Origin of the sequence: Mesorhizobium robiniae, from assembly GCF_040545535.1 — a bacterium.
Taxonomy (GTDB): Bacteria; Pseudomonadota; Alphaproteobacteria; order Rhizobiales; family Rhizobiaceae; genus Mesorhizobium; species Mesorhizobium robiniae.
Window position 1 is genome coordinate 134,503 of sequence record NZ_JBEPMC010000011.1, and the last position, 15,359, is coordinate 149,861.

Sequence of the window (15,359 nt, forward strand, 5' to 3'; positions counted from 1 at the left end):
CGTGAGCAGGCCTAGACTGTCGGATGCCGATTCAAAGATTGCTCAAACGACATGGGTTTTCGCGAAAGACCGATTGATGGATCGCGGGGTTTTGGAATGGGCACTCGAATTCACCGATCAACATTTGGCGGAACGTGCAACGTTCAGGCAATTGTTCGATTACCACTCGACCCAAGTGGCAGAACCGTATCGTCAAGCTTGGCGGTGGGTATTCGAGTTTTGGGACCGACCAGACGCGGGAACCAGTTACGACCGCCTGCTCATGAAGCGTGATTTGAGGTCAGGCGCCTCCCAAGCTGAGACAATCCGGCTTGTCGTGATGGCGGTCAAGCCGTGGTTGAAAATTGAAAGCCGAGGAAAGCTAGAGTCTATCTACAATGAGGTTAGGGCTAAGCGTCCAAAAACAGTAGATGACCTACTGTGGTTATCAGTTTCCAGTGGCGAGCGGCTAACGCCTGACGATCTCAACCTTGAAAACATCAAGGATCGAGACTTTCTCTTCGAGCTTGCGAATGCGCTGAACTCAGCATTGCTCAGCGGTCTAAACCTCGCCGCGCGAATTGGACATGTTTCCGAACGGCAGGATAGCACCAATTGGCAGGTCAATCGGGTCTACTTCGTGCCACCGGAACAATACCCCGATGGTGGCGGTGAACCGGATAGATATCATGACGGCTTTGCGCCGTCGGCCAAGCTGCTCTTCGCTGTCGTCGAGCAACTCGCGACCACTGATCGCGCCGCAGCGCAACGCGTCATCGCCTCTTGGGACATCGGTCGCTGGAAACTCTACAAAAGGCTCTGGGCGGCGGCGGCTAGGAATGATGAGCTCGTAATGTCGAGTGAGGTTGAGGGATTTCTTCAAAGGCTCGATGATCGCGAATTCTGGTCTGCAAGTTCGTATCCCGAGTTTGCTGAAGTTCGCGCGTTACGCTGGAACTCTCTTTCCGCAACCACTAGAGTCGCTCTTGAGCGTCGCTTGTTGAAGGGCGAGCCGCTACGATTTTTGCCAAAACGAATAGAACGAGCCGAGGCGACGATATATGCGAAGCGCCGAGCTGTAACGGAGTTGCAGCGAATCCAAGTGGCGGGGGCAATCCTCTCGGAGAGGACGCAAACTTTGCTCAATAGTGCGACCGCAAACCTTGCCCATCCTCCCGCAGTCAAATCGGTAACCGACGGCTTTAACCTCGGCGTAACGCTCGTGGCCAGCGAACGCCCAAGCGGAGAAAGATTCCACGATGTGCCGCGCGCCAAACTACTTGAGGAGCTAGAAAAAAATCTAAACGACGATGGGTGGAATGATCGGAGCCGTGAGGTGTCGGATTTTATCGGCCACAATCCTGAACTGACACTTGAGCTGTTGGGAGAGAGTGAAGCACCGTCCACTCTTGTCGCAAAGATCTGGCAATCTTTGGGGTATTATTTCCGCCCCACCGATCTGAATGCAACGATCGACAACGCGAGCGAGGAAGACAAGTCAAAAATACCGACGGCGATTAGAACTTGCGTCGCTATCGCGGCTTTGCCGGAAAGGACTGTAGAGAAAGCGATCGAGGGGCTTACATCGTGGATGTCGAGTTGGGATCGGCTTCTAAAGAACTCCAGCGAGTTTCTGTCAGCATGGCTTGCTCTGTGGCCGGTCGCTGTAGCTGCAGTCAATGAACGGCAGAAGGTAGACTCCACGCTGAGCGAGCGATCTTTCGCATCGCCGGTTGGAAATTTGATGCGCGCCTTCATGAATGCGTGTCCACAGATTTCACCAAATACCAAACCTTTCTCGATCGAGCCGTGGCCAAGGGTACTCCAAGCCGTCGAAGAAGCGGCTGGCGATGCCAAGCTCCAGGCCCAATACCAATTGGCAACGAGCCTTTGCTATTTTCTTGCGGCTCAGCCCGATTGGTCATTCAGAAACATTCTTGTCCCCCTTCGTGATGCTGAAGGAGAATCAATTGAGCTATGGAAGGCGGTCTCGCGAGCACGCTTGCCACAAAGGGAGTTTCTCGGTCAGATTGCGCCGGCTTTGATCAAAGCTACAATGAATGCAAAGCTGTCGAGTGACATACGAGGTCACCTCGCCGAGCTTGTCATCTGGTCTGCAATAGTAGACCGACACGATGGAATTTCTCCGACAATAGCGAAAAATTTGATTCAACAGATGCTTCGGATGGGGGGAGATCAAGTGCGCAGCCATGCACTCAGGTCTATGAAAAACTATATGAAGCGAGACGAGAAAGTACCGGAACACCCCGCAGACCGCTTTGTTCTTGTGAGTTCACTTTTTGACGAGGTATGGCCTAAGGAACTCACGCTTAACTCGCGTCAAGTATCCGATGCCCTCGCAGATTTTCCCGCGGCCGCTGGCGCCAGATTTGCCGAGGCGGTCGGCCTAGTGGCGCCTTACCTCACTCCATTCGACTGCTGGTCTTTGTGGGAGTATGGCGTATTTCAGCACGAAAACGAAGATCGCGCCATTCACCACGTGGAGACGGCGGCGGATGCCGACGCATTCCTAACGTTGCTCGACAAAACTGTAGGTGGCGAAGAAGGCGCGGTAGTTCCCAACGGGCTCGATAAGGCGCTACAGCATATTGGTTTGAAAGCGCCCAAACTAGAGAAGGATGTGCGCTATCAACGGCTCCTCACCTTGTCGCGTCGGTAAGAGTACGTACGTTTAGCCGATCTTTATGACTGGCCGGCATTTTTCAGATTCTGAATTAGTTCGCCGTTTCACATGACGCATGCGGTCGGACTGCCTGCAATGATGCCCCTCACCCAGCCCTCTTTCCCGCCCTGCCCCTCACTGCAGCGCCGGCCTTCGCCTCCATCACTAGCTAAATATCACGCTTCAGCTCGTTATTCATCGCCACGTTTCGCTCATTAGGGCGTCGATCTTCGTGAAATCGAGCACGCATATTTCGACACTGCGGGGCGCACCAGTATGTCGGCCGGCACTGTTTCAGCTTGTTGGCCCGGCTGCATCATCAATTGGCGCCGGGCATCCGGTCGACGCTCGCGTCTGACATCGGCTAAAAACAACAAAGCGCCGCGCTTTTTTCACGCCGCGTGTCGCATCGGCCCTGCCCCATCCGTCCTCTGACAGAAGCAGGAGAGCGCCATGAGAAAACTCATCGTCACCGAATTCATCAGCGTCGATGGCATCGCCGAGGTCGAGAAGCTGCCCGGCGTGACCTGGAACGATGAAATGCAAAGGTTCAAGGAGGACGAACTTGCCGACAGCGGCGCCATGCTTTTGGGGCGCACGACCTATGATATATTTGCCGGCTCGTGGCCCGAGGAAACCGGAGACTTCGCCGAGCGGTTCAACGCGCTGCCGAAATATGTCGCGTCGATGAGCCTTAAGACGCTCGACTGGAAACCGGCCGAGCTGCTGACGGGCGCACTGCCGGACGCGGTCAGAGAACTGAAGCAGGGCAGCGGCGGCAACATCTATGTGCATGGCAGTCTGAGCATCGCCCAGCAGTTGCTGAGCCACGGATTGGTCGACCGCATCAGGCTGCTCAGCTACCCCGGTGCCGTCGGCCAGGGGAAGCCGCTGTTCCCGCCCGGCGAGAAAGTGCCGCTCGCGCTGATTTCGACCACGCCCTTCAGCAACGGCGTGGTGGCGCTTGAGTATGCGCCGGGGAAGGCGTGATGGCGCCGATGACAGCCAATCTCCCCCACAAGCAGGCTATCGCACACGGGTAAGTACCCCTCACGGTTCAAGCCTTTGCGGCCGTCCTCGGCCAAGCGCACCGTCGGCGCGGGCTTGCAGGTAGGCGTAGATGTCGTCGATGTAAGGGGCGACGTTGGGATCGTCGGCGAAGCCCTTCATGACCGAAGGACCGCTGCGCACGCCGTCGCGAACGTTGCTGCGGAAGACCTCGATACCGGGCAGCCGGTCGACAAGCGCCGAGGCGAAGGTCGAGCCCATGCCGTCGGGGCCATGGCAGTGATTGCAGCTGCCATGGTAGCGACGGAAGCCATTATAGGTTCGCGCATCGACCTTGCCGCCGACAATTTCGTAGAACTTGCCCGTGGCCAATTTGCCCGTGGCCAGGTCAGCTTGCGAAGAGACACCGAAGCCGGCACCGACGGTGAAGACGACGACCGACGCGAGGACAAGCCACAGGGACATCCTCTGTCGCCCACGTTGCAGCCTCATCCAGCACCGCCGCAACGCGCGTGCAGCTGAAACCTTGGATCACTCGACCTTGGGATCACGCGACTTTGGATCACTCGGCGGGGGTCATCAGTCGACGGCGGCCTTCGGAGAAGAAACCACGATCCCGTCTATCGGTTGTGGGCTGACGACGAGCTTGCCGCCGACACGCGATATCTCGAGGATCTGGTCCGACTCTCCCAGCTTGCCCGGCACCGAGAGTGCGACCGTCTGGTTTTCGGTCAGTGTCGCCACGAAACGCACGGGCAAGCCCGCCTCGCCCTGCGCGATTGTGGTGACCACCCGATAGCCATCCTCCTGCGGCGTGTAATAGACGACACCAAGGAAGCCGGCGAGATCGATGCTTTCGGCCTTCATGGCTCCAAGCTCGCCGCCATGCGCTGGTATGGCCGTCATGCAAAATGCTGCAAAAGCAATGTACTTGTACATAATGCTGCTCCATCCCGAATTGGCCGGGTCGAGCCCAGCTCAAGGTTTTTCAGCAATAGACGGTGGCGCGCCGAGATAATCGGCGCACACAGGAAATTCTTGATTAGTCCCCCCGGCTGCTTGGCAGTGGCGACGGCCCACGAGCCGGGAACGGCGCTGAGCCCCACTGGTCGTCGAAGTCAAGTGCGACCTTTTCTTCTTGGCGCGAGTATTTCACCGCCCGGTTGCTTGCGCATCCCCTGTTTGGGGGAGATAATCGTAATTTAAGCGATCGCTAAAGTTTTGAGAGGCGAGAGCACCTGTGAGAGCGCGCGGCTTTCCGCGTCGGAGCGCTGTCGACATGCGGGGGGCCGTCGATGGCCAAGGCATTGTCGAACCATGAGCTGTCGAAGCTGATCGGCTCGATTTACGATTGCGCACTCGACCCGGAGCGATGGGAGGACGCGCTTGCCGGGATCAGGGATGCGCTCAACGCGCAGACTGCGGTGCTGCACCTTGACGATCTTACCAACGACCGGCTGCTGATCTACAGGACTGTTGGGATAGAGCCATACTGGCTGGAGCAACAGGCGAAACACATCCCCGAGATCCACGCCCGGCTGCTCGAGGATCTCTCGACGTGGCCTTCCCTCGATATGCCGCATGTGGTCTCACGCCATGTCCCTCAAACCGATCTGGAGACCTCCCGATACTTTCAGGAGTGCCTGAAGCCGCAGGGTGTAGTCGACATCATGTCGTTCTTCCTGATCCACACCCCGACACGATTTGCCGGCTTCGCCGTTACCCGGCATGAGCGGCAAGGCGTTATCACCGAGCACGAAATCAAGCTTGGCGGATTGTTGCTGCCGCATGTCCGTCGTTCCTTGATAATCAGCAACATGCTCGATATCGGCACGATCGAGCGCGCACGGATAGCCGAGGCGCTCGATGCGCTCACATGCGCCGTGGTCCTCACCGACGAGCGTGGCGTCCTCCTGCACGCCAACCATTCGGCCAAGCGCATGCTGCAGAGCGGCGCCCCGATCCAGGATGTCCACGGCATTGTGCAAGCGAATATCCCGTCGGCTTCCAAGGAGCTTCACAGCGCCATCATGCTTGCGGCTCAGGATGCGGCAAGCATCGGCAAGAGAGGGCTTGCCGTCCTTCTCACCGAACCCGGCCTGCCGCCCGTCTTCGCCCGCGTGCTGCCGATGGCCGGCGGCGATCCGCGCGCCGGTATGGAACCCGCGGCGGTAGCCGCGGTGTTCATCGGCAATGCACTGGACGAGCGCGACGCCGCCGATATGCTGGCGACAGCCTTCGGGCTTACGCTGGCCGAGACCCGCGTGCTCGCCAGCCTTCTCGCCGGGCACACGCTGGCCGAGACCGCCGCCAGCCTTCACATTGCCAGCACGACGACGAAGACGCATCTCGACAATATCTTCCAGAAGACCGGCGTCTCCCGCCAGGCCGATCTGATGCGCCTTGTCATGCAGATCGTTCCGCCCGCGGGGCAGCCCGTTCCCTGAACCGCACTCGTTCACCGCTTTGGATACAGGTATCCAACGCCGCGGATCGTCTTGATCAGATCCGGCTTGGCCGGATCCTTTTCGAGCCGGCGGCGCAGCCGGGTGATGCGGCTGTCGATGCTGCGGTCGAAGGGCTCGTCGCCCCTGGGCGGCGCCAGATCGAGCAATTCGTCGCGGCCGATGACCTGGCCGGCCCTGGTAGCGAAGGCCGCCACCAGATCGAGCTCCATCGGCGTCAGCGGAATGGCCACGCCGTCGGCATCGATGAGGTTCCTCGCGCGGGCGTCGAACGCATAGGTTCCGAAGGCGAAATGCCCGGCTGGCAAAGCGTCGGCGTCATTCGGCCCTTTCGGCCTGCGCCTGCGCAAAACCGCGGCGATCCGCGCTTCCAGCTCGACCGGCGCAAAGGGCTTTGCCAGATAGTCGTCGGCGCCGACCTCGAGGCCCGCCACCTTGTCGAAGACCGAATCGGCGCCCGTCAGCATCAGGATGCCGGTGTCGTGATGCTCGCGCAGCCAGCGGGCCAGGCTAAAACCGTTCTCGCCCGGCATGTTGAGGTCGAGAACGACAAGATCCGTCTTCGCCGCCGCGATCGCCTCGCGCAGTTCGGCGCCGCCGGACGCCGTGCGTATGCGATAGCCTTTCGCCTGCAGATAGTCGGCGATCATGAATGCCACGTCGGTCTCGTCGTCCACGACAATAATGTCGGCCATGCGTTTCCCCCGCGGCGAGCGACGCGGCAAACCTACAGGGCGCATCAACCCCGGGTCAATCGGCCCGTCTGTTCCGCTTCCGGGCGGGCTCGACACAATTGAAACAATCCAAGCCGGGAAACCCGGCTCACGGCATCATCGTGAAACATCCCGCGGCTAGTGTCGAAAGACGTCGGGCGGCAGGCCGGCTTGACAGGCCGCGGGCCGTTCAGTCCACTGGCCCGCACGGGAACAGCAACCGTCGTGACGGCGCATCCGTCTGTGGAGACCTCGCCGTGCCGACCTCCTCGAAGCTGTCCAGCCATTACGCATCGTTGATGGCGGCCTGCGTTTTGCCGCTCCTCGTGCTTGTCGCCGGCATCGGCCTCTACCAGTCCTACGCCCTGCAACAGTCGCTTCTACCCTATGCGCTCATTCTGGTCGGGTTGCTTGTCTCGGTGTTCGCTTTGCATCGAGTGCTTCTGAGAGAGATCGTCGGTCCGGCGATCTCGCTTGTCGACCATGTGCGCTCCGGCGCCGCCGGCGAAACCACCGACAATCCAGGCACCGCAATCAAAACCTCGGCGCTTTGGCAGCCCTGGATCGACATGGCTTCGAGCATCTTCGCCGAAAACCGCAGAGCGCTGCGCGAACTGGCCGACAGCGAGCAGCGCTACCGCAATGTTGTCGAGGCACAGACGGAATATATCATCCGGGTTGCGCCGGATGGGCGCATGAGCTTTGCCAACGACGCCTATTGCCGTCTTGTCGGCAAGACGCGCGAAGAGTTGCTGAGCCCGGACTGGCACTATTTCAACTCGTTTTCCGCCGATTTCGGCAGCTTCGACGAGATCATCGGTCGCGTCACCCCCGAGCGGCCTGTCTGTGAAGTGGAAGAGGCCGGCGCTCTGAGCGATGGCCGCGAGGTCCATATCCATTGGACCGATCGCGGTATCTTCGACAACAGCGGCAAGCTCATCGAAATACAGTCCATCGGTCGCGATATTGCCGAGCAGAAGCTCGCCCGTCAGGCGCTCGAGGCCAGTGAGCAGCGCTATCGCAGCGTGGTCGAGCTGCAGACCGAGTTCGTCGTCCGGATGTCGCCGGAGGGCCATTTGAGCTTCGTCAACGACGCCTATTGCCGGGCGTGCCGGATGACGCGCGAACAGCTTCTCGACCCGTCCTGGTGCGAACTCGATGTACTGCCGCCCGACGAACGGCGCCGGTTCCTGGACCACCTTGCCCGCCTGACACCGCAAGCGCCGGATGCCAGCATGGAACTTCTCAATGCGATGCCTGATGGCGCGCGCCGATGGCTCGCCTGGAACGATCATGGCATTTTCGACAGCGACGGGCGCCTTGTCGAAGTGCAGTCCGTCGGCCGCGATATCTCCGACCGCGTCCTGGCCGAGCAAGCCAGAATTGAAGCCGAGAAACTGTTGGCCGAAAGAGAGGCGCAGTTTCGCGCCATAGCTGAAGGCGTGCCGCTGCCGATCACCATCTCGGCAATCGAGGGGCCCGAAATCCTGTTCGTCAACGAACCGGCGCGCAGGACGCTCGGCATCGAGGTTGGCCAGACCGGAGCCGAAGCGACGGCGACCTGGGAAGATCTCTCGCAGCGAGACGATCTCATGCGGCTTTTGCTGAGAGATGGCATCGTCGATGCATTCGAAGCTGGCATGACCAATATGCAAGGCTCGAGAATGGATACGCTGGTTTCGGCGCGGCTGATCACGCAGGCCGGCCGTTCGGCCATGCTTGCCGCCGTCACCGACATCACCCGCCAGCGCGAAGCCGAGGCGGAGATCGCCCGCCAGCGCGAGACGCTGTACCAGTCGGAAAAACTCTCCGCCCTCGGTTCGCTGCTGGCCGGCGTGGCGCATGAGCTCAACAACCCGCTTTCGGTCGTCATCGGCTACAGTTCGATGCTGAAGGAATTCTCGACGGATAAGGTAACTGTGGGGCGCGCCGACAAGATCCACGCGGCGGCCGAGCGATGCTCGCGGATCGTCCGCACCTTTCTGGCGATGGCCCGCAAGAAGCCGCCGACCAGAGGCGCTGTCGACATCAATGAAGTCGTCGCCGCTTCGCTCGAGCTTGCCGCCTACAGCCTGCGCTCGGCAGGCGTCGAGATCCGCACCGAGCTGGCGGAACCGCTTCCCAACATCTGGGGCGACAGGGACCAGCTTCATCAGGTGATCACCAACCTTGTGGTCAATGCGCAGCAAGCTCTGCTGCAGGTCCCGCACCCGCGGCGGCTGACCATCGTCACGTCAGGGGAAGACGATGCCGTTGAAATTGTTGTCGCCGACAATGGTCCAGGCATGCCGGAAACGGTGCGCGCGCGTGCTTTTGAGCCTTTCTACACGACCAAGATGGCCGGTGAAGGCACCGGGGTCGGACTGTCCGTCTGCCAGGGCATCGTGACGGCTCACGACGGCAGCATAGAGCTGGATTCGACGCAGGGCGGCGGCGCACGCTTCACGGTCCGGCTTCCGAGCGGCAGAGCCGAAATCGTTGCTCCGCCCGAAGCTGCAGGCAAGATGCCGCCTCCCCCATCGGCCGCACGAATTCTGGTGGTCGATGACGATGCCGACATTGCCTCGATGATAGCAGAAATGCTCCGCCGCGACGGCCACGATGTCACCATCGCCGACGACGCGAATGCCGCCCTCAAGGCTGTGCGTGAGGATGGGATCGACCTGTTGATCAGCGACATACGCATGCCCGGCCTCGACGGCCCCGGCCTTTACCGCGCGCTGGAGCAACTGCGCCCCGGACTCACCCGCCGGCTGCTGTTCGTGACCGGCGACACGCTGGCGCCCGAGATCGACCGCTTCATCGGCGAAACGGGCGCGCCGGTGATCGAGAAACCGCTCGATCCGCAAACCTTTCGCAGGCTGGTGATGGAGCGCCTGAGGGCGATGGAGACCGGCGCAATGGAAGAGGCCCAAGCGTGACAAAACAGAAATTGCTCATCGTCGACGACGAAGCGCCCTTGCGCGAGATGCTGTCGGATTACCTGCTCGCGCACGGCTTCGATGTCCGAGCTGTTTCGGACGGAGCCGGCATGCATACCGAACTCGATCGCTTTGGCCCCGACCTGGTCATTCTCGACGTCAATCTCGTCGGCGAAAGCGGCTACGACCTCGCCCGCGAAATCGCCAAACGCAGCCGCGCCGGCATCCTGATGCTGACCGCTGTCGGAGACCTGCCGCATCGGCTCGAAGGTCTTGCCGCTGGGGCCGACGACTATATGGCCAAGCCGTTCGAGCCGCGCGAACTTCTGGCGCGTGTCAGGAGTGTCATCCGGCGCCTTGGTGAGGAAGAGCAGACGCCGGAAAACCGCATCCCTTTTGGCGGCTGCGTCCTCGATATGGCCGGCCGCACGATGGTCGACCCGGACGGCGCCGACGTGCAGTTGACGTCGATGGAATTCGACCTGCTATGCGTGTTCGCGCGCCACCCCCGGCAGATATTGTCGCGCGACCAGCTATGCAGGCTGGCCCACAACCGCGACCTCGAGCCGGGCGACCGAAGCATCGACATCCGTATCACCCGACTGCGCAATAAGTTCGAGACCGAACCTGACGCGCCGGCGGTCCTGGTGACGGTTCGCGGCGAAGGCTATGTCTATGAGCCTGCTCACGACGAAGGCCGGCGCCGCTAGAACAAGGCGTTGCCAAGAAAGAAGGAGCTGCGGTCCAGCGGGCTACCGGTCATTGCGCCTTATGCGACAGACCTGCACGCTTGCGAAATTCCCGTCGCAGGCTTCGCACGGTGTCCCGCACGACCGGCACGGTCCAGCGCGCTGTCATCGTTGCGATCAGCAGCCCGGCGACCGGATCGACGAAGCGGGCGATGATCGTGCCTTCCCAAATCAAGGCTGTTGCGAGCGATGCGGTGATAAGCAGGTTCGACGAAAGCTTGTCCGAGAACAGGCAGATTTGCGCGCGGGCCAGCGCTGAAGCGGCAGCATTGTTGCGGGCCTTCCACCGGCGCAGAATCCAGAAATTGATCGCCGCGTAGGCCCCGTTCAGGCTCATGGCGAGAACAATGCCGGGACCGTGGGGTTCGACGCCGCCGACGGTGATCCGCTGGATGGCGATGCCGGCGACGACTGCCATGGAAAAGCACATGCCGACGGCGGCCAGCCCATTGACTAGCGTCTCGGCCAGGGCTGCTCGCCGCTTGTTCAGGCCCAGTTTCTTGCTGCCGCCAGCCACAACCATGACTGAGACCAGCACCAGCATGTCCATCAGCGTCAGGGCGAGATCGGCACGGATGGTCAGCGACGTGGATGTCGCCGCTGCGTATGCGGTCAGCAGCAGGCCCGGGGCGCCCGCCAGCACCGCCAGACGTGCAGTCCGGGCCGCCGTCGCCTCGCCGGTCGGTCGGCCATTGGTTTTTCGCGAAGCTTGCATCGCCAGAAATCTCCTCGTTCTGGCGTCCCCAATGGCGCAGGAGTGTTGCGCGGATTTGCCGATTTGCCGGCCTAAGGTTTCCTTTGTGTCGTGCGCCGGTGCACCAGGCGCAGTGCCCGAGGGATCGCAACAAATGAAACAATTCGGACGGATTTCGGCATTCGTCCGAAACAGTCGAGAGCGAAAAGCCGCCGCATGGAGCGAACCCGATGGGATGGCTCCGCTGAAAAACGAAAAAAGGAAACTACTATGAATCGCTTCACAATTTACATGGCCGCAACCGTGGCGATGGCCTGCCTCGTCGCACCGGCCAGCGCTTCGGGTTCGATCGGCGCAAACGGCAAATCGCTGAACGGCCTGACGTACAATGCGGTAACCAGTAATTCGCTGACCAGCAATGCGGTGACCAGCAACGCGATTTTCGCGAACGGCCTCGGCGTCCTTACGCTCAACGGCGTGCATGCTGACGGCATCGTTCTGGCGAAGAGTCTCGCTCCGGCCAGCAAGTCTATCGTAGACCCGAATGTCCGCTCCATCATTGACCCAAATATTCGCAGTCTACCGGCTGTCCAGCACGGCAGCGGCTCGGTGATCGATCCTAATTTCGGCAATCTGCCGGCTGTCCAGAAGGGCAATGTCCGGGCATCGACCGCTGGTAAGAAAAGCAGCGGCCTTCCGTCTGGCCAGCACGGCACCGGCAGCGGCGCCGGGACCAACCATGACCGGCCAACCCCTTCGCCGAGGCGTTGATATCCCGCGTCCGTGATCAAGAGAACGGATGGCGTTGTGCCGTCCGTTCTCATTGGCTGAGCTTTCATTCCCAAGACCTGCCGTCAGGAGCCCAACGATGTCAGCCCACAAAAACCGCCTCGTCCATATCAGCCGCCACGCATTGCTCGCGGTCGCCGTAGCCATTTCCAGCATGGCCGCGGTGCCTTTTGCCAATGCCGGCACCGGGCAAGCGATCGGCTCGATCTCCGTTGTCGGCACAAGGTTCGTGGTGACGATGGAAGATGGTCGCATTGTCGCTCAAGAGGATCTCGTCGGCGCCGTTCTGACGATTGGTGGTGACGGACAGGACCGGATGCCGCTGCGCATCGACGCGGTCGAGATCGATCCGAGGAATCCGGATGGCGGGGTCATGCTCTACACCATGTCGACCCGCGACGCGGCTAGCGGCGCATGGCGCAACATCTGCGAGCCGGACATAGAGGGCCGGCGCATGGGTTTTCCACTTGCCGGCACTTGGACACAGGACGGCCGCCATTTGCCGTCCGACACGGCGTTCAGCATTACCTGCACCGGCGGCGCCCAGGCGAAATGCGTGCGCTTTGGATATCGGCCTTGGGAAAAATCGCCGGACGGCACGTCGCTGTGGGATCATCATCAGGCATGCACCCGCATGATCCGCGCCGATTATTGCGGCGATGGCGTCGGCCATACCCGCAACGGGACGCCGATCGTCATCTATGATCGCAAGGGCATTCAACAGGACGAGGCCGCGCCTGATATGTCGTTCGAGGCGGCGTGGGGTGCCAACGGCGCGCTTTGCGTCAGCCGCACGCGAATACCAGACGTGCTGACGATGGAGGGACTGGCGGCGGCCTGCCCTGATGTGCGGCAACAGCCACAGACAGCGGCGTGCGAAAGCGATGCCGCGGCGCTGATCCTCAACCGTTCGATCGACCCGCAAACGGTTCACTCCGCGGCGGAATAGTCATGCCGCGGAGAGTTTGTCGGACCGCGGATGTCCAGATGCTACTCGCTTGCGCCCGTTCCATTGAGGCCAGCAAGCGTCAGACTTTCCGCGCTACCCCCGCCTCCACCTGCTTGGTGCGCTTGCCTGTGTCAGCCTTGGCCCGCGCCTCCACCGCCTTTTCGATTTCCCGCTTCAGCTCGTCCTTGATATCAGCCGTTTCGGCCATCAAGGCGTCGATCTTCATGAAATCGAGCACGCGGTATTTCGATACTGCCGGGCGGACCAGAATGTCGGGCCGGCTCTGCATCAGCTTGCTGGCGATGATCGACTGCATCATCAATTGCGTTGCGCCGAACATCAGGTCGACGGAGGTCGGGTATTTGCGCCCGCCTTCGGTCGGCGCGCCGACGACGTCGACGGCGATGATGATGTCGGCGTCGAGCTCGATCAGGTCAAACGGCACCGGGTTGTAGATGCCGCCGTCGATCAGCAGCGTGCCGTCGCGCATCACCGGGCGGAAGACCGCGGGAATAGCCGCCGAGGCGGCCAGCGCCGAGTGCAGGTCGCCCTCGTCGAGCACGGCCAGGCTATGGCCGAAGAAATCCGTCGCCGTCACCTTCAGCGGTATGGACAGTTCGGCGAAGGTTTCGGGAATGGCGTCGGGCAGGAATGCCTTGAGGATGCGCTCGACATTGAACTGGCTGACCCGCAGTCCGCCTTGCAACACCTCGGCGAAGGTGCCGGGCCGTGCCCGCCACATGCGCGTCGCCACCTCGGCGCGGCGGCTGAGGATCGAGCGCGTATAGGCGTGCATGTCCTTGCCGGTCATGCCCGAGGCCATGCAGGCGCCCATGATGGCGCCGATCGACGAGCCTGATATGGCGACCGGTCGTATGCCCAGCTCGTCGAGCGTCTCGATGACATGGATATGCGCCAGCCCGCGCGCGCCGCCGCCGCCAAAGGCAATGCCGAAGCTCGGGCTCATTCCTTTTTGGCCTCGCCGGGTTTCGGCCCGACGACCATGATGGCCGGCTCGGCGGAGAGCAGCTTTTTCGCAGCCGCCTTGACCTGATCCAGCGTCACTCCGTCGATGAGGGCGGCGCGCCGCTGCATGTAGTCGATCCCGAGCTTGTCGAGCTGCAGTTCGAGCAGCGTCGCGGCGATGGCGCCCGAAGAGTTCAGATTGTTGATGGCGTAGGCACCGATCATGTATTGCTTGGTCGCCGCCAGTTCCGCTTCGGTCGGCCCCTCCTCAGCCATGCGCTTCACCACTTCGCGCACGACGGCAAGCGTCTCCGTCGCCCGGTCCGAGCGGGTCGCCGTGGTGATGGTCAACGCGTTGGCATGCTGGTAGTCGACAAGGTCGGAACTGACGCCATAGGTCAGGCCGCGCTTTTCGCGCACCTCGTCGAACAGCCGCGAGGTGAAGGTGCTGCCGCCGAGGATCTCGTTCATCAGAGCCGCGGCGAAGAAGTCCGGCGCACTGCGCTTGACGCCGGGATAGGCCAGCCGCAACGAGGTCTGCGGTTGGTCGTAATTGACCTCAAGTTGCTGGTTGAGCTTCGGCTCGATATCGGCGACCACGCTGAGCGCCTGGTGTTCCGGCAGGCCGCCGAAAACCATGTCGAGCTTGTTCTTCAACGTTTCGGCATCGATGGCGCCGACGACCGCCACATGCAGCCCGTCGCGGGCGAAGTTCGCCTTGTGAAAGGCGATGAGATCGGCCGGTGCGATCGTGGCGATGCTTTGCTTGGTGCCCTGGTCGGGTCGCGCATAGGGATGGGTGCCGTACAGTGCTTCCAGCCATTTGCGCTGGGCGACCGTGTCGGGGTCAAGCTCGTTGGCGATGATGCCTGACAGCACCTGGGCGCGGATGCGGTCGATTGGCGCCTGGTCGAAGCGCGGCTTCGTGACCGCCAGCCGCAACAGCTCGAACGCCGCGTCCCGCTGCTCGGCCAGCATGCGCATCGAGCCGTAGGTGCCGTCGCGCGCCGCTTCGAAGCTCATCTCGGCGCCGACGTCGTCCAGCTTGATCTGAAAAGCCTCGCTGTCGAGATCGCCGGCGCCCTCGTCGAACAGCCCGCTCATCAGATTGGCGAGCCCCTCCTTCCCAGCCGGATCCTGCGTCGTGCCGCCGTCGAAGACGAAGCGGATGGCGACGAGCGGCACGGAATAGTCTTCCACCAGCCAGGCGGTGATGCCCTTTGGGGACGTCACCTCCTGGATGCTCATGGCCGCGCGAGCCGTGAGTGACGGCAGGATCAGGAAGACGAGGGAGAGGAGCAGGGTGAGTACAGGTGCGACGGCGCGCCGGGCCTTCCCTTCTCCCCTTGTGGGAGAAGGTGGATTGGCGCGCAGCGCCAAGACGGTTGAGGGGTGTTGGACGGAGCCCGGTCGGTGCCAAGCTGGAACACCCCTCATCCGACC

At 61.6% G+C, this 15,359-nt stretch carries 13 protein-coding genes; 7 read left to right on the top strand and 6 right to left on the bottom strand.

Annotated features, from left to right (window positions below; all coding sequences use genetic code 11):
* Position 1 precedes the first annotated feature (1 nt).
* Both ABID19_RS26575 and ABID19_RS26580 read left to right on the top strand, forming a co-directional pair.
* The gene (locus tag ABID19_RS26575; protein WP_354493879.1) at positions 2-2,659 is read left to right on the top strand and encodes a hypothetical protein; all 2,658 of its coding nucleotides are present in this window, start codon (positions 2-4) and stop codon (positions 2,657-2,659) included.
* A 456-nt stretch (positions 2,660-3,115) separates the two neighbouring features.
* A complete protein-coding gene (locus ABID19_RS26580; protein WP_354493880.1) occupies positions 3,116-3,652 on the top strand; it encodes a dihydrofolate reductase family protein in 537 nt (178 codons plus the stop codon).
* Between the two features lie 60 nt (positions 3,653-3,712).
* Here the strand turns inward: ABID19_RS26580 and ABID19_RS26585 are convergent, their stop codons facing one another.
* Entirely contained in the window at positions 3,713-4,135 is a 423-nt protein-coding gene (locus ABID19_RS26585; RefSeq protein ID WP_354493881.1) for a cytochrome c family protein, read from the bottom strand.
* 114 nt (positions 4,136-4,249) lie between these two features.
* Positions 4,250-4,576: a hypothetical protein gene (locus ABID19_RS26590; RefSeq protein ID WP_354493882.1), complete on the bottom strand. Its 327-nt coding sequence runs from the start codon at positions 4,574-4,576 to the stop codon at positions 4,250-4,252.
* A 389-nt stretch (positions 4,577-4,965) separates the two neighbouring features.
* Here ABID19_RS26590 and ABID19_RS26595 point away from each other — a divergent pair, with 389 nt between their 5' ends.
* Positions 4,966-6,117, top strand: coding sequence for a helix-turn-helix transcriptional regulator (locus ABID19_RS26595; protein ID WP_354493883.1), 1,152 nt, complete (start codon positions 4,966-4,968; stop codon positions 6,115-6,117).
* Between the two features lie 11 nt (positions 6,118-6,128).
* Here the strand turns inward: ABID19_RS26595 and ABID19_RS26600 are convergent, their stop codons facing one another.
* Positions 6,129-6,830 (bottom strand): response regulator transcription factor, encoded by a 702-nt coding sequence (locus ABID19_RS26600; protein WP_354493884.1) that lies wholly within the window; start codon positions 6,828-6,830, stop codon positions 6,129-6,131.
* A 275-nt stretch (positions 6,831-7,105) separates the two neighbouring features.
* Between ABID19_RS26600 and ABID19_RS26605 the strand changes: the two genes are divergently transcribed.
* Together ABID19_RS26605 and ABID19_RS26610 are read left to right on the top strand one after the other, a co-directional pair.
* Positions 7,106-9,769, top strand: coding sequence for a hybrid sensor histidine kinase/response regulator (locus ABID19_RS26605; RefSeq protein WP_354493885.1), 2,664 nt, complete (start codon positions 7,106-7,108; stop codon positions 9,767-9,769).
* Positions 9,766-10,479 (top strand): response regulator transcription factor, encoded by a 714-nt coding sequence (locus ABID19_RS26610; RefSeq protein WP_354493886.1) that lies wholly within the window; start codon positions 9,766-9,768, stop codon positions 10,477-10,479. The genes ABID19_RS26605 and ABID19_RS26610 overlap by 4 nt, the downstream gene beginning before the upstream one ends.
* Before the next feature lie 49 nt (positions 10,480-10,528).
* Here ABID19_RS26610 and ABID19_RS26615 read toward each other — a convergent pair whose 3' ends face one another.
* Entirely contained in the window at positions 10,529-11,233 is a 705-nt protein-coding gene (locus tag ABID19_RS26615) for a cation diffusion facilitator family transporter (protein WP_354493887.1), read from the bottom strand.
* A gap of 195 nt (positions 11,234-11,428) precedes the next feature.
* On the opposite strand from ABID19_RS26615, the gene ABID19_RS26620 reads away from it, so the two are divergent.
* Positions 11,429-11,983 (top strand): hypothetical protein, encoded by a 555-nt coding sequence (locus ABID19_RS26620; RefSeq protein WP_354493888.1) that lies wholly within the window; start codon positions 11,429-11,431, stop codon positions 11,981-11,983.
* A gap of 97 nt (positions 11,984-12,080) precedes the next feature.
* Complete coding sequence (locus ABID19_RS26625) at positions 12,081-12,950, top strand: ADYC domain-containing protein (protein WP_354493889.1); 870 nt, start codon at positions 12,081-12,083, stop codon at positions 12,948-12,950.
* 79 nt (positions 12,951-13,029) lie between these two features.
* Here the strand turns inward: ABID19_RS26625 and ABID19_RS26630 are convergent, their stop codons facing one another.
* Both ABID19_RS26630 and ABID19_RS26635 read right to left on the bottom strand, forming a co-directional pair.
* The gene (locus ABID19_RS26630) at positions 13,030-13,917 is read right to left on the bottom strand and encodes a patatin-like phospholipase family protein (RefSeq protein ID WP_354493890.1); all 888 of its coding nucleotides are present in this window, start codon (positions 13,915-13,917) and stop codon (positions 13,030-13,032) included.
* A complete protein-coding gene (locus tag ABID19_RS26635; protein WP_354493891.1) occupies positions 13,914-15,164 on the bottom strand; it encodes a M16 family metallopeptidase in 1,251 nt (416 codons plus the stop codon). Before ABID19_RS26635 ends, ABID19_RS26630 begins: the two co-directional genes overlap by 4 nt.
* Between the last annotated feature and the right edge of the window lie 195 nt (positions 15,165-15,359).

What these genes read in the sequence shown, in the direction of transcription:
- ABID19_RS26585 (WP_354493881.1), bottom strand. Translation starts at nt 4,135, where the DNA reads ATGTCCCTGTGGCTTGTCCTCGCGTCGGTCGTCGTCTTCACCGTCGGT.
- ABID19_RS26600 (WP_354493884.1), bottom strand. Translation starts at nt 6,830, where the DNA reads ATGGCCGACATTATTGTCGTGGACGACGAGACCGACGTGGCATTCATG.
- ABID19_RS26580 (WP_354493880.1), top strand. Translation starts at nt 3,116, where the DNA reads ATGAGAAAACTCATCGTCACCGAATTCATCAGCGTCGATGGCATCGCC.
- ABID19_RS26620 (WP_354493888.1), top strand. Translation starts at nt 11,429, where the DNA reads ATGGAGCGAACCCGATGGGATGGCTCCGCTGAAAAACGAAAAAAGGAA.
- ABID19_RS26630 (WP_354493890.1), bottom strand. Translation starts at nt 13,917, where the DNA reads ATGAGCCCGAGCTTCGGCATTGCCTTTGGCGGCGGCGGCGCGCGCGGG.
- ABID19_RS26590 (WP_354493882.1), bottom strand. Translation starts at nt 4,576, where the DNA reads ATGACGGCCATACCAGCGCATGGCGGCGAGCTTGGAGCCATGAAGGCC.
- ABID19_RS26595 (WP_354493883.1), top strand. Translation starts at nt 4,966, where the DNA reads ATGGCCAAGGCATTGTCGAACCATGAGCTGTCGAAGCTGATCGGCTCG.
- ABID19_RS26615 (WP_354493887.1), bottom strand. Translation starts at nt 11,233, where the DNA reads ATGCAAGCTTCGCGAAAAACCAATGGCCGACCGACCGGCGAGGCGACG.
- ABID19_RS26625 (WP_354493889.1), top strand. Translation starts at nt 12,081, where the DNA reads ATGTCAGCCCACAAAAACCGCCTCGTCCATATCAGCCGCCACGCATTG.
- ABID19_RS26635 (WP_354493891.1), bottom strand. Translation starts at nt 15,164, where the DNA reads ATGAGCATCCAGGAGGTGACGTCCCCAAAGGGCATCACCGCCTGGCTG.